Source organism: Pseudovibrio sp. Ad37 (assembly GCF_001623075.1).
Taxonomy (GTDB): Bacteria; Pseudomonadota; Alphaproteobacteria; order Rhizobiales; family Stappiaceae; genus Pseudovibrio.
The window spans coordinates 94083-106874 of record NZ_LMCF01000096.1; the positions used below are offsets into that span (position 1 = coordinate 94083).

The following is a 12792-nucleotide window of genomic DNA, read 5'->3' on the forward strand; positions in this document are numbered from 1 at the left end:
TCGCATAGATAGCGGCCTTTTGACTTCTCAGCCTCGAAATCCCACTTTACTGAGGTTTTCCGAGCACTTTCAGCACGTCATCCTTGGAAACGGCGCCTTCATATCCCATTTCACTGCGGATATGAGAGACCACCTGAATACGCTCTGCATTGTCCTTGGCAAGCTTGCCAGTACCGTGCCACAAGCTGTTCTCAAAGCCGATCCGCGCATGTCCACCATGACCAAAGGCCAGCGCACCACATGCTGTTTCAGCCCGCCCAAAGGCGCAAAGCATGAACGGGTTATCCTGAGCGATATGAGCTGCAGCATCGCGAGCGCTAAGGAAACCAAGCAAATCACGCGGATCGCTCTCCTGATCCTTAGCATAACGCCCCAGCACATAAAGCTGGCTGCCATACCCGGCCGGAACAACGCCCTCACCCATCAGCAGATCGAGACGAGCCACATCTTCCGGAGCATACAGGATATGCTGAACCGCACGGCCCGCGTCCTTCGCTTCATGATAGAACCGGCGCGCCAGATCCATATCACCGCCCTCTGGCGCCATTTCACGCATGGCAACAGAAACAGCCTCAGGCTCCACAGCGGCAACAACATCATACTGTTCCTGCGCGCTGTACCGACCAACAGCTTCGGTGGTGATCTGAACAGCCAGTTCAGGGCACTTGGCCGTCACCTCAAGGATAAGCTCCTTGTAAAGGCCAGCATCTAGAACATGTTGCCCTTCTGCACCGCGCACATGGGCATGAAGGGCATCCGCGCCCTCCGCTTCCACGTTCACGGCGCAAGCAACGACATCTTCAATCGTCACCGGCAGCTGCGGATGATCCGCTTTGCCACGACGCGCGCCATTCGGTGCACTCATGATGAGCCGTTTTGTCATTAGACAGAAACTCCGACCTGCGTGAAACTCTCTTTCATTGCAAGGCTTAGCTTCTCAACGATCTCGCCGATATGACTGTCATCAATGATGAACGGAGGCGCGAGCAGAATGTGGTCGCCGATTTTTCCGTCAACCGTACCACCCATCGGATAACACATCAGACCAGCCTTCATGGCATTCTGCTTCACTTTCGCATGAAGCTTGAAAGATGGATCCAAAGGCTCTTTCGTGTCGCGATCCTTAACCAGCTCCAGCGCACGGAACAGACCACGCCCGCGAATATCGCCAACATGAGGATGCTGACCAAACTCGTCATGCAGCGCAGCGGAAAGCTTCTCACCCATGGTCCGCACATGCTCCATACGGCCCGGAGCCATCAACTGATCCATAACAGCAGCACCAGCAGCAGCAGCCAGAGAATGCCCCATGTAGGTATGACCATGCTGGAAGAAACCAGAACCTGTCGCGATGGTGTCGTAGATCTCTTTAGAGCACAGCATTGCCCCAAGCGGCTGATAACCAGCGCCGATACCTTTCGCGATAGCAACGATGTCCGGGCGAACCTCATCTTCGTTACACGCGAAGATATGACCGGTGCGGCCCATGCCACACATCACTTCATCCAGCACAAGCAGGATGCCGTACTTGTCACAGATCTCGCGAATACGTTTCAGATAGCCTTTAACAGCCGGAACCGCGCCCATGGTTGCACCAACAACAGGCTCAGCGAAGAACGCAGCAACCTTTTCCGGTCCAACACGCAAGATCTCTTCTTCAAGAAGATTAGCAGAACGCTGGCCGTATTCTTCGAGCGTTTCACTCTCTTCCTTGTAACGATAAGCGTAACAAGGATCGATATGAGACATTTCGATCAGCAGTGGACCGAACATTTCACGGCGCCACTTGTTGCCACCAGCAGAAAGCGCTCCCAGCGTATTTCCGTGATAGCTCTGCCAACGCGCAATCATATGCGAGCGTTGGTTTTCTCCCTTTTCAACAAAGTACTGTCGTACTAATTTAACAGCAGACTCCATTGCCTCCGATCCACCTGAAACCAGATAGACACGGTCAATGCCTTCAGGAGCTTGGGCCACCAGTTTATCGGCAAGCTCTTCCGCCGGCTCACTGCCAAAAAAGCCAGTGTGAGCGAACGAAAACTTATCCAGCTGGTCCTTAATCGCGTCGATCACTTGTTCATTCGAGTGACCAAGACAGGAAACCGCGGCGCCCCCACAGGCGTCAAGGTATCTATTACCAGTGGAATCAATGAGGTAGCACCCGTCGCCCTTAGCAGCTGTTGGTAGTGTTACACGGGTATTTCTAGGAAAGATGTGGCTCATTTTACAGCCTCCGGGCTGTAGCTCTGTTGTTCGATTGACCGTCCATAGACACGCAAAACTACGCGTGACATTTTGCACAGGCACCACATTGCCTACGTCAAAGTACTTGTCCATAAAAAACTATGAAATATCTCCAGATTGTGATCGGAGACACCCGCACAAAAGACACTCGAGATATTTTACTACAAATTCCGGCAATAAAATTAGACGGGGTCTTGCTTGAGTAAGCAAAACCCCGTGCACCTAACGTGTAAGTTACTTAGTCACCGAAAGACTCCCTCAGTAAAATTTGAGTGGCCTAGAGCACGTCAGAGGCGGTGCGCCGCGTCTGACGAAGTATCCAGTGCGGTTTTTTCTGCGAGAACATCAAAAGCGTCATAACAAGCGTCAGCGCCTCAACCACAGGCAGGGCGTAAAACACGCTCATCGGCCCAATCACAAACCACAGGACGACAATCAGCAAAAGCGGCATAACCAGAGACCGGGACACCGCAATCAGTGCCGACTGGGTCGCGCAATGCATACCTGTAAAATAGCCGGAGAACGCGATGTTGACACCGTTGAACAGGAAGACAGGCCAGATCACACCAATGATCTCGATCGTCAGCTTCACCGTCGCCTGATCTGCATCTCCAACAAAGGCACTTGCCAGCAACATGGGCTGAAAAATCAATAGACAGGCAAGCAGCAAGCCAACAACAAAGTTGGTCCCGACACCAAGCGACAAGAACTGATAAATCCGACGCGGTTTCCGTGCACCAAAATTGACGCTCACCAGAGGCCCAAGCCCCTCACTCACGCCATAAAACACCATGATTCCGCTGAAAAACAGATAGTTCACGATAGTGAACGCAGCCACACCTTGGGCACCAATTTCGGTAATCAGGATCCAGTTGAACAGGAACACAACGATACCGCCAGAGCTTTCGTTGATGAACTCAGACAAACCATTATAGGCAGCCGTGTACATCACCCGCCAGGGTCCAAATGGCCGTAGAAATCGCAACTTGGCGCTTTTATTGGCGAAATGCAAAAGCAGAAACAGCATGCCAGCCTGACTGGCCAGCCCGGTTGCCAGCGCAGCACCCCAAACCCCCCATCCCAGATACCCGATCATCCAGGCATCCAGCACAATATTGACCACAGTGATCATCACCATGCCGGCAAGGGAAAAATTGGGACGCCCGTCAATGCGGACGAAATGCGACAGCGCAACCGCAAGGCTCAAACCGGGAAAGAACCAGGCAACGGTGAAGATATACGTCTCCACCATCTCAGCAGTCTCCGCGTTTGCGCCAAGCATCCGTGCAGCTGTTGGCGTAAAAACAAGCAGCAATGCCGCAAACACCACGGAAAAGGCCAAGACGCTGATCAGTGCCTTCATAAAGATGTTGGAGGCATCTCTTTCCCGTTTCTCACCGATGAACTTGCCTGCCACCACGGCAGCACCAACGGTCAGCATCACCACCACGCCAAAGTAAAGCGCAAACATAGGCGTAATCAGGCTGATCGCAGCCAATGCCGTCGCACCAACAAAGTTTCCGACAAAGATGCCATCGATAATACTGGCAGACGCAATGGAAATCATGCCAAGCACAGCAGGAACCGCAAACCGGAAAAACTCTTTCGCCGGATGTCCCCTGGTCATCTGCTCGTTTGCCATTGCCACTGACATGCTTTCACCTTTGCCTTCGAGAGTGCCCTCCCGCATTTCCGATCAAAATTGAGAAGAAATTGAATTTGAACGATTGATCAACTTGGACATACGTTCAATTTCGTGCTATGTCAAGATTGACCAATTTAAAGAGATAATCTGGAACGCTATATGGCCTATCTGGCGAAGGAAGAACGCCGCAAAGCAATCATTCTGGCAACACTGGATGTTGTGAAGGAAAATGGGTTTGCTGGCATCACCACCCGGGCAGTCGCCAAGCAACTTGGAGCCGCAACTGGCATTCTTCACCACCATTTTAAATCACTCACAGATTTAAAATGTGAAGCCCTGCGCTACCTCTCTCAAAAGAACGGCGACAACTGCATCTCGGTCTCCAAAGACCTTCCACCGACACAAGCCCTGCTCCGTCTCATCAGCTTCAATGCAACTCCTCAGGAAAAAGCAGAGACCAGCATATGGATCAGTGCGGCAGATGAAGCCAACAGAGACCCGGAGTTTGCCCGTGTCTACGCTGAAGAAACCAACAAAAGCCATGAATGGATCAGCAACAACCTCAAGGAAGGTATCCGGTCTGGCGAGTACACCCTCACCCTGCCCGCTGAACTTGTTGCATGGAAACTCATGTCACTGGCCTTCAATCTTTATGACGTATCCAACCTGCCCGACACAGATCTAACACCAGACATGGCCGTTCAGATCCTTAAGGACGAACTGAAGTCAACTCTTGGGCTCGACAGCAAAGACCTTGCGTCTCAGCTGCTTTCAAGCCATTAAGGTGAGACTTGATCACCGCACAACTTCAGAGAGCTTTCATGAAGAAGATCCTCATCCTCAACGGACCGAACCTGAACCTGCTTGGAATGCGCCAGCCAGAAGTTTATGGCTCCGCCACGCTTGCAGAGATAGAAGATCAGTGCCGCGCCCACGCAAAACAGCTCGGCCTAGACATAGAATGCAAGCAATCCAACCATGAAGGCGAGCTGATCGACTGGATTCACGAGACCCGCCAGACGCGGACCGCAATCGTGCTCAATGCAGGCGCTTACACCCACACCTCAATTGCAATCATGGATGCAATCGCCAGTGTGGAGCGCCCAGTGATCGAACTCCACCTCTCAAACATCCACCAGCGAGAAGAGTTCCGCCACACCTCCTACATCTCCAAGGTCGCAAAAGGTATGATCTGCGGTCTCGGCGCACACGGCTACACGCTTGCCATGGACGCTGCACTTCGAATTTTGGAAGAAGAAGACTAAGCAGTGTAGACGGGTTATCTCCCACCGCAATGCAACGCGATTGAGTTTACCACACACCAGCAACAGTTCGGCGCAGCTGAGCTGTCTCATCGGGCGAACTCAGAAAACTCAAGCGCTCCCAGAGTTTACTTGCCGTTATACTGTACAACAACAACAAGCCCCAGAACAGGTTTTCCATCCTCAAAACGCGGCGTAATTTCATCCAGCTCAATAAGCGCAAAGCCGTTATCCACCAGCAGCTTGTGTAGATAATCAGCAGAATGAGCAAATCTTCCACGATTGCTCATCACATATGGCTTTTCTGAAAAAACATCGTCTGCCGCTGTTTCCGTTGTGAAAATGACCTTGCCATTAAGCTCCAGGTTCTTAGCAAGGCCAGCGACAGCCTCCTCCAGTGCACCAAGATAAATAAATGTATCGCCAGAGATGATTAAGTCCCAGCGTTCATCCCAGTCGTTCTGTAGGAATTCAGTTAAGTCATTCAAATAAAGATCGTCATAAAGATTTTTCTGATCGGCCTTTTCAAGCATCCCTTCAGAAAGGTCTACTCCCGTCTTATGCAGCGCAAGATTGCCGATCACCTCGGTACACAAACCAGTACCGCACCCCAAATCTAAAAGGCGTTTAAATCTGCCCTCTGTGAACTTGCTGACCATCTCCTGAATAATCTGAGGTACTTCATAGTTGAGCTGTTTAGTCAAGTGCTGATCAAAGTTGTCTGCATAATTGTCAAAAATCTTGCTCACGCACTGCTCAGGCACTGTGTCGGGAGTGAAATTCTCATCATTTGATCCAGATGCCAACTGCTCTTGCTCAATAGCACTTAAATCCTGCTCTACATTTTTTAAAGCAAGCTGCTCAGCTTCTTCGGTCTTGCCTGCCTCTTTAAGATCCTGCACTTGGCAGTCGATCAAGAACTTTTTGAGCGCAGCATGTATTGGATTGTCTTCATCGTCTGAATTGAAATTAATATTCATCATCGTGACATGCCTCCACCTAAAGCAAACAAGTTGTTTTGCTTAAAAGTTCTAGATCAAAAAGCATGATGAAGACTTACAGTGCTTGATAAATATCGCTTTGTATTTTTGTCAGGCAGTTTGGATGCGCTGCTGTTTTTTGTTCGTCCTGTGAGACACGACAGGCTCCTCCTCGCACTCATAAGCATATGGGCGATTAAACTTACAGGAAGAGCCAACCCTCCAAATTAGTCATAGTTCTTAGAACTACGCAGCTTCTTGATGTTGCCGCGCTGCTTCTTACCTTCCATTCGCCGGCGCTTAGAGGCCAGCGTTGGCCGTGTGGCTTTACGCGTCTTGGGCACATAAGCTGCTTTGCGAATAAGCTCCAGCAACCGCTCCAACGCATCTTCTCTGTTGCGCTCTTGCGTGCGGAAGCGATCAGCCGTCAAAACAACTTCCCCCTTCAGCGTCAGGCGTGAGCCTGCGATCTTGCGCAAACGACTCTTTAAGTCATCCGGGAGAGTCGCATTTCCATCCAGATTGAATCGCAATTGCACGGCAGAAGACACTTTATTCACGTTTTGACCACCCGGCCCAGACGCCCTGATGAAGTCTTCTTTGATGTCGCGTTCCTCAATTGAGTAGCGCTCATTTACCTTTATTTTTTTGCGCTCGCTCATCTGGCCCGCCCGTTACACCACGCATGCATAGCATTGATTGAAATAAGAAATTTTACTATTTGGTCAAAAAACAACCAGGAAAGCAACATTGCACGCTATAATACCAGCCCTTCAGATTTGCAAAGTTTTACGCAACAAAGCCACACTCCATCGCAGGTATAGGCGAACGTATAATGCGCGTATATGTTTGATATCGCTTGATTTAGTCAGGTCTTCTACCTAGTCTCGGATCCATATCCTGACAGAGGGTAAAATAATTAAGGCGCTCAGCCGAACAAACAATATTCGTCTCAAGCGTTACTGGAGGGGAAATGACAGAGACTAACATATTGGCGCGGGACGAGATCCAAGAGATCACCGGCCTGACTACAAACAACCTTGATGCCTACTGGATGCCATTCACGGCAAACCGGCAGTTCAAGAAAGATCCACGCCTTCTCGTGAAGGCCAAGGACATGCATTACACCGCCGCCGATGGCCGCCAGATTCTGGATGGCACAGCAGGCTTGTGGTGCTGCAATGCTGGCCACGGACGCCAGAAGATCGTCGAAGCTGTGCAGAAGCAGGTCGCCGAGCTGGACTACGCACCAGCCTTCCAGATGGCACATCCCAAGTCCTTCGAGCTCGCTGCCCGTCTGGCAGCACTCATGCCAGATCCGCTGAACCACGTGTTCTACACCAACTCCGGCTCTGAGAGCGTTGAAACCGCCCTCAAAATGGCACTGGCCTACCACAAGGCCAAGGGAGAAGGCTCACGGACCCGCCTGATTGGACGCGAACGCGGCTATCACGGTGTCAACTTCGGCGGCATTTCCGTCGGCGGCATGGTTGCCAATCGCAAGCAGTTTGGTGCAATGCTCGCTGGTGTCGATCATATACGTCACACCCATGGCATTGCAGGCAATGAGTTCAGCAAGGGCGTGCCGAAAAACGGCATTGAGTACGCTGAAGATCTCATGCGTCTCATCCAGCTCCACGACCCATCCACCATCGCAGCTGTGATTGTGGAACCGGTTGCGGGCTCTGCTGGCGTGATCCTTCCACCAGAAGGCTACCTGAAACGCCTGCGCGACATCTGTGATGAGCATGGCATCCTGTTGATCTTCGACGAAGTCATCACCGGCTTTGGCCGTCTGGGCACTCCGTTCGGTGTCGATTACTTTGACGTCATCCCGGACTTCGTCACGACGGCCAAAGGCCTCACCAGCGGCGTTGTGCCAATGGGTGCGGTGTTTGCCAGCTCCAAGGTCTATGATGCATTCATGACCGGCCCTGAGCATCTGATCGAGCTGTTCCACGGCTACACCTACTCAGCTCATCCACTTGCCTGTGCAGCTGCCCTGGCAACGCTGGATGTCTACGCTGAAGAGGAGCTGCTCACACGCGGCGCCAAGATGGCACAGTACTGGCAGGACGCACTTCACTCCCTGCGTGATTGTCCGAATGTGATCGACATCCGTAACATCGGCCTGATTGGCGCGATCGAGCTGGAGCCGATTGCAGGTGAGCCGACCAAGCGCGCATTCACAGCCTTCCTGAAAGCTTATGAGAAGAACATTCTCATCCGCACCACAGGCGACACAATCGCAATGTCCCCACCACTCGTCATCTCTGAAAGTGAGATCGATGTACTGGTTGGCATACTGCGCGACGTCCTTAAGAATTTGGTTTAAGCTCCTGTTTCTGCATGAAATTTCAAAGAGGCGCCCCGGCGCCTCTTTTTACATACCGCAACGTTATAAGTAGCTTACACACACATTCTAAAGTTAACCCTTATTAACTTTAACCAGTTCCTGAGCAGCAATTCACCACATATACCAGCAAGCGCAACAAAGCCCCTCGCCATGAAACCATGAGGCTGATAATGTGCCGCCCGAATTACAAAAGCTCTCATGCATCAGGACTCCCATGCTACCTTCCCGCGACATTTCCCGCCTCATCGAAATCATGAAGGCCCTCAGAACACCTGAGACCGGCTGCCCTTGGGATCTGGAGCAGAACTTCAAAACCATTTCGCCCTACACCATCGAAGAGGCTTATGAAGTTGCCGATGCAATTGAGCGTGAAGATCTGAGCGATCTGAAAGAAGAACTTGGAGACCTGCTCCTTCAGGTCATCTACCACTCCCGCATGGCCGAAGAAGAAGACGCCTTCGCCTTTGGCGACGTGGTTGAAGCCATCACCAAAAAGATGATCCGCCGCCACCCGCATGTATTCGGAGATGACGAGCAAAAAGCAGCGGGCTTCCCGAAAGGCACATGGGATCGCATCAAAGAAGAGGAAAAGCAGGAGCGCAAACAACAACGCGCCGCAATGGGCCTCATTGACCAGATGCCACGCTTTCTGGATGAAGTGCCATCCGCATTCCCAGCTCTGACAGAAGCCGAAAAACTCCAACACCGCGCCTCCAAAGTTGGGTTTGACTGGGGCGCAGCAGAGCCCGTCCTCGACAAGATCAAAGAGGAAGTGGAAGAACTCACCGTTGAAGTCACAGCCAATACGCCAGACCGCAGAAAAATCGAAGACGAACTTGGCGATGTCCTGTTCGCAATCGCCAACCTTGCCCGTCATCTGGAAATCCAGCCAGAAGCCGCCCTCAAACGCACCAATGCCAAGTTCCGCCGCCGCTTCGCCCACATAGAAGACGCAGCAACAGCCGAACAACGCCCGCTTAAAGAGCTCTCCCTCGACGAGATGGAAGCTCACTGGCAAGCAGCGAAGAAGTTTGATCCAGCAAGCTGAAGAATACCGTCAGGCGAGTAGACACTATGTTCGCCTGAAACCCACCCAATTCACACAATCAAAAGGCATGTTTCAGGGTTAAGTTCCCGTATATAACCCGCCTCAAGATATGGCTGTACTTTGCCCCACTCAGTCAGAACTTCCGCCGCAAAATCGGGGTGCGCAGACCAGTCTGAGACCGCAACTGGATACTTGTTCGCAGGCACGATCATTTTGATCACATCTGGCCAATGGCGCTCTAACGTCATCAGATATCGACGCGACGCACTCACACTTCCAACCGCGATCACAGAACCAACAACCTCATAAAGCCCAAGCCCTTTTAAGCGCGTAAGTGAGAACGCCACATTCTCACCCGTGTTGGTCGCACGGGTCTCCAGAATAATTTGACGCCTTGGCACTCCAGCAGCAACAAGCGCCTCACACATGTCATGCGCTTCAAGATGACCCAAGGCAGTCCGCTCACCACCCGTAATCAGAACACGCTCAACAAGTCCATCACCCCAGAGTCTCACCGTGACCTGAACCCGAGCTTCAGCACTTCTGTGCGAGCCAAACAGCAAACACAGATCAGCCTTTCAGATCTCGGTTCTGACAAGCAAATATCGGTTAATCTCAGCAACAAGCTGATGAGTAAGCTCTAAATGCGGATTGATTGAACACGTCATGACCCGACTAGTCTAACAAGACAATCCAGTCATGTCATAAGGATACGCACAAGCACAGTGATTCAATAAAGCAAACACCTCAAAGAGAGGGTTTATCTATCTGAAATATTTGAACTACATTTCCATTACCGTTAAGCTAGGCTACGATGCCTTACTATCCTAAGTCTCCCCAGCCGATTTAAACACAGAAGCACTCATCAATAATGAAACATCGATTTTCCCTAGCCCTTATTGCCTGGTTAATAAGCCCTACAAGCTCCGCAACCGCAGAACCTCAGGACCACAATTTGCAACAAGGCCTCATTCAATGGGAGTGCTCTGCATTAGCAGAGATCGCAAACAAGGACAGCTCTCAAGAACATTTCAATGAGGGCCTCTCAATCATCAGAGCTGCACTAGACACATACAAACAACCGTATACGGGCACTAATAACAATACCTCAGAACTTCTAGACCTAATAGAAAATTACTCCAGTATAGACTTCGCCCTCGGCATGAGGTGGGCTGACACACTAATCAGAATGCATAATAAAATTGTGAGAGAATCTTTACATACCCAACGTTACGAAGACTATTTAGTCAACATTGTGTCAAGAGCCAGTGATTACTACGAAAAACGTGATTGTTCTGCTTTACAGGAAACCAAGTAATCACGTCTCACCCTAGCGCCTCACTAGAAACTCTCAGTTACCAACAAGAAAGCCCCACTCGCATGAGCAGGGCTTTCTTGTTTTCATTCGTCTCTCAGAGCCAATCAGATTGGTGAGTAACCACTGTCGTCATCCTCTTCACCGCCTTCTGAAGTCGGCTCTTCAGCCAGCTCCAGCCCGGTCACGAAGTACTTCGCGAAGCGCTCACGGACGCGAGATCGATGGGCATCCGGGACACGAACAGACAAGCGAATACCGTCCTCGGTATCGTCACGCGAGAGGATCTCGCAGTTCTGATAGAGCCATGCATGCCCCTGCCCGTCACTGTGTGGCAGAACCATCGTCACGGTATCCAGCTGCTCAGCCAGACGCGTTTCGATGCGAGCAATCAGATCCTCGATCCCATCGCCACTCAGCGCAGATACCGCAACCGGTCCCTCATCAACCGAGTTACTTTCCAGCAACTTGGCGCGATGTGCCTCGTCCAGCATGTCGATCTTGTTATAAACCTCAATGACACGATCACTCTCAGATACTTTAAGACCAAGCATCTCAAGCGTTTCATTCACATCCTGAGACTGCGCTTTGGTGTCTTCATGAGCAATATCGCGCACATGAAGCACAATATCAGCCTGAATAACCTCTTCCAGCGTCGCCCTGAAGGCAGCCACCAGATTGTGCGGCAACTCGGAGATGAAGCCAACCGTGTCTGACAGAATGACCTCACGGCCATGCGGCAGCTTCAAACGGCGAAGCGTAGGATCGAGCGTCGCAAACAGCAGATCCTTGGCAAATACCTCCGCATTTGTCATGCGGTTAAACAGCGTAGACTTGCCGGCATTGGTGTAGCCAACAAAAGCGATGACCGGATGCGGCACCTTCTTACGTGCTTTGCGGTGAAGCTTACGGGTGCGCTGAACCTGCTCCAGGTGACCTTTCAGCAGCGTGATACGATCCTGAATGATACGCCTGTCGGCCTCAATCTGGGTCTCACCCGGGCCACCAACAAAACCAAGACCGCCGCGCTGACGCTCAAGGTGGGTCCAGGACCGCACCAGACGGGATTTCTGCCAACTCAAGTGAGCAAGCTCGACCTGCAGGCGACCTTCCTTGGTCTGTGCACGTTCACCAAAAATCTCCAGAATAAGACCCGTCCGGTCAATAACCTTGGTGTTCCAGTCTCGTTCCAGATTTCTCTGCTGGATTGGGGTGAGCGGATGATCAACAACAACCAGCTCAATCTCTTCGACATCAATTCGCAAGCGGATCTCTTCCACCTTGCCTGAGCCGAACAGACTTCCCGGTTTTACATTTGCCAATCGAACCAGACTTGAGGAGACAATCTCCAACTCGATTGCAGCTGCTAGTCCAACAGCTTCTTCCAGTCTGGCTTGGGGGCTGCGCTCGGCACCAAAGGGGCGCTCAGGAGCACCTTTCCCTCTCGCCAGAGCTCTGCTTTGAATGATCGGTACGATGACGAGTGACCGGGTTCCCCGGGTCACTTCGTCTTCGCCGGCCTCAACATTCGCATCGCGTTGCTTGCGGTTCAGACCGGCCTCTTTTTTAGATTGGGGCTTCATCAGCCTCCTGCTTTTTCGCCTTCTTCTTCAGCTGGTTCGAACAGCTGTATAGGGCTATTTGGCATGATTGTTGAAATAGCGTGCTTGTAAACGAGCTGGGAGTGCCCGTCACGACGCAATAATACGCAGAAATTATCGAACCAAGTAACTACGCCTTGCAGTTTTACACCATTGATCAAAAAGATTGTCAGTGGCGTCTTCTGCTTCCTGACATGATTTAAAAATGTATCTTGAAGATTTTGAGCGCGGTCAGCCATAACTATTTTTTTCCTGTTCTCAGTGGACACGGCCGCGGCATCCACCATTTACTGTTCCCATCCTCGAAACGGCCAAGTGACACTCACAAACACAAGAGAGAT

Annotated in this window: 12 protein-coding genes; 4 read left to right on the top strand and 8 right to left on the bottom strand. The window is 51.3% G+C overall.

Annotated features, from left to right (window positions below; all coding sequences use genetic code 11):
* Window positions 1–46: 46 nt before the first annotated feature.
* The 3 genes from PsAD37_RS15815 to PsAD37_RS15825 all read right to left on the bottom strand — a co-directional run bounded on the left by PsAD37_RS15815 (window position 47) and on the right by PsAD37_RS15825 (window position 3934).
* Window positions 47–883: a 3-keto-5-aminohexanoate cleavage protein gene (locus tag PsAD37_RS15815; protein ID WP_063296968.1), complete on the bottom strand. Its 837-nt coding sequence runs from the start codon at window positions 881–883 to the stop codon at window positions 47–49.
* Window positions 883–2223, bottom strand: a complete 1341-nt coding sequence (locus PsAD37_RS15820; protein WP_063296969.1) for an aspartate aminotransferase family protein — start codon at window positions 2221–2223, stop codon at window positions 883–885. The genes PsAD37_RS15815 and PsAD37_RS15820 overlap by 1 nt, the downstream gene beginning before the upstream one ends.
* Before the next feature lie 298 nt (window positions 2224–2521).
* Complete coding sequence (locus PsAD37_RS15825) at window positions 2522–3934, bottom strand: MATE family efflux transporter (protein ID WP_208991907.1); 1413 nt, start codon at window positions 3932–3934, stop codon at window positions 2522–2524.
* A 114-nt stretch (window positions 3935–4048) separates the two neighbouring features.
* Between PsAD37_RS15825 and PsAD37_RS15830 the strand changes: the two genes are divergently transcribed.
* Both PsAD37_RS15830 and aroQ read left to right on the top strand, forming a co-directional pair.
* Window positions 4049–4672 (top strand): TetR family transcriptional regulator C-terminal domain-containing protein, encoded by a 624-nt coding sequence (locus PsAD37_RS15830; RefSeq protein WP_063296970.1) that lies wholly within the window; start codon window positions 4049–4051, stop codon window positions 4670–4672.
* A gap of 38 nt (window positions 4673–4710) precedes the next feature.
* On the top strand, window positions 4711–5154 hold the full coding sequence (aroQ, locus tag PsAD37_RS15835; protein ID WP_063296971.1) for a type II 3-dehydroquinate dehydratase: 444 nt from the start codon (window positions 4711–4713) through the stop codon (window positions 5152–5154).
* Between the two features lie 125 nt (window positions 5155–5279).
* Here aroQ and PsAD37_RS15840 read toward each other — a convergent pair whose 3' ends face one another.
* Together PsAD37_RS15840 and arfB are read right to left on the bottom strand one after the other, a co-directional pair.
* The gene (locus tag PsAD37_RS15840; RefSeq protein WP_063296972.1) at window positions 5280–6134 is read right to left on the bottom strand and encodes a class I SAM-dependent methyltransferase; all 855 of its coding nucleotides are present in this window, start codon (window positions 6132–6134) and stop codon (window positions 5280–5282) included.
* A 224-nt stretch (window positions 6135–6358) separates the two neighbouring features.
* Window positions 6359–6793 carry an alternative ribosome rescue aminoacyl-tRNA hydrolase ArfB gene (gene arfB / locus PsAD37_RS15845; protein WP_063296973.1) on the bottom strand — a complete coding sequence of 145 codons (435 nt, stop codon included), beginning with the start codon at window positions 6791–6793 and terminating at the stop codon, window positions 6359–6361.
* A gap of 311 nt (window positions 6794–7104) precedes the next feature.
* Here arfB and PsAD37_RS15850 point away from each other — a divergent pair, with 311 nt between their 5' ends.
* Together PsAD37_RS15850 and mazG are read left to right on the top strand one after the other, a co-directional pair.
* Window positions 7105–8466 carry an aspartate aminotransferase family protein gene (locus tag PsAD37_RS15850; RefSeq protein WP_063296974.1) on the top strand — a complete coding sequence of 454 codons (1362 nt, stop codon included), beginning with the start codon at window positions 7105–7107 and terminating at the stop codon, window positions 8464–8466.
* A gap of 235 nt (window positions 8467–8701) precedes the next feature.
* Window positions 8702–9535 carry a nucleoside triphosphate pyrophosphohydrolase gene (gene mazG / locus PsAD37_RS15855; RefSeq protein ID WP_063296975.1) on the top strand — a complete coding sequence of 278 codons (834 nt, stop codon included), beginning with the start codon at window positions 8702–8704 and terminating at the stop codon, window positions 9533–9535.
* 50 nt (window positions 9536–9585) lie between these two features.
* Here mazG and PsAD37_RS15860 read toward each other — a convergent pair whose 3' ends face one another.
* The 3 genes from PsAD37_RS15860 to hfq form a co-directional block, all read right to left on the bottom strand.
* A complete protein-coding gene (locus tag PsAD37_RS15860) occupies window positions 9586–10098 on the bottom strand; it encodes a YdcF family protein (RefSeq protein ID WP_275078328.1) in 513 nt (170 codons plus the stop codon).
* 859 nt (window positions 10099–10957) lie between these two features.
* Entirely contained in the window at window positions 10958–12433 is a 1476-nt protein-coding gene (gene hflX, locus PsAD37_RS15870) for a GTPase HflX (RefSeq protein ID WP_063296977.1), read from the bottom strand.
* Entirely contained in the window at window positions 12433–12690 is a 258-nt protein-coding gene (hfq, locus tag PsAD37_RS15875; protein ID WP_008546823.1) for an RNA chaperone Hfq, read from the bottom strand. Before hfq ends, hflX begins: the two co-directional genes overlap by 1 nt.
* Between the last annotated feature and the right edge of the window lie 102 nt (window positions 12691–12792).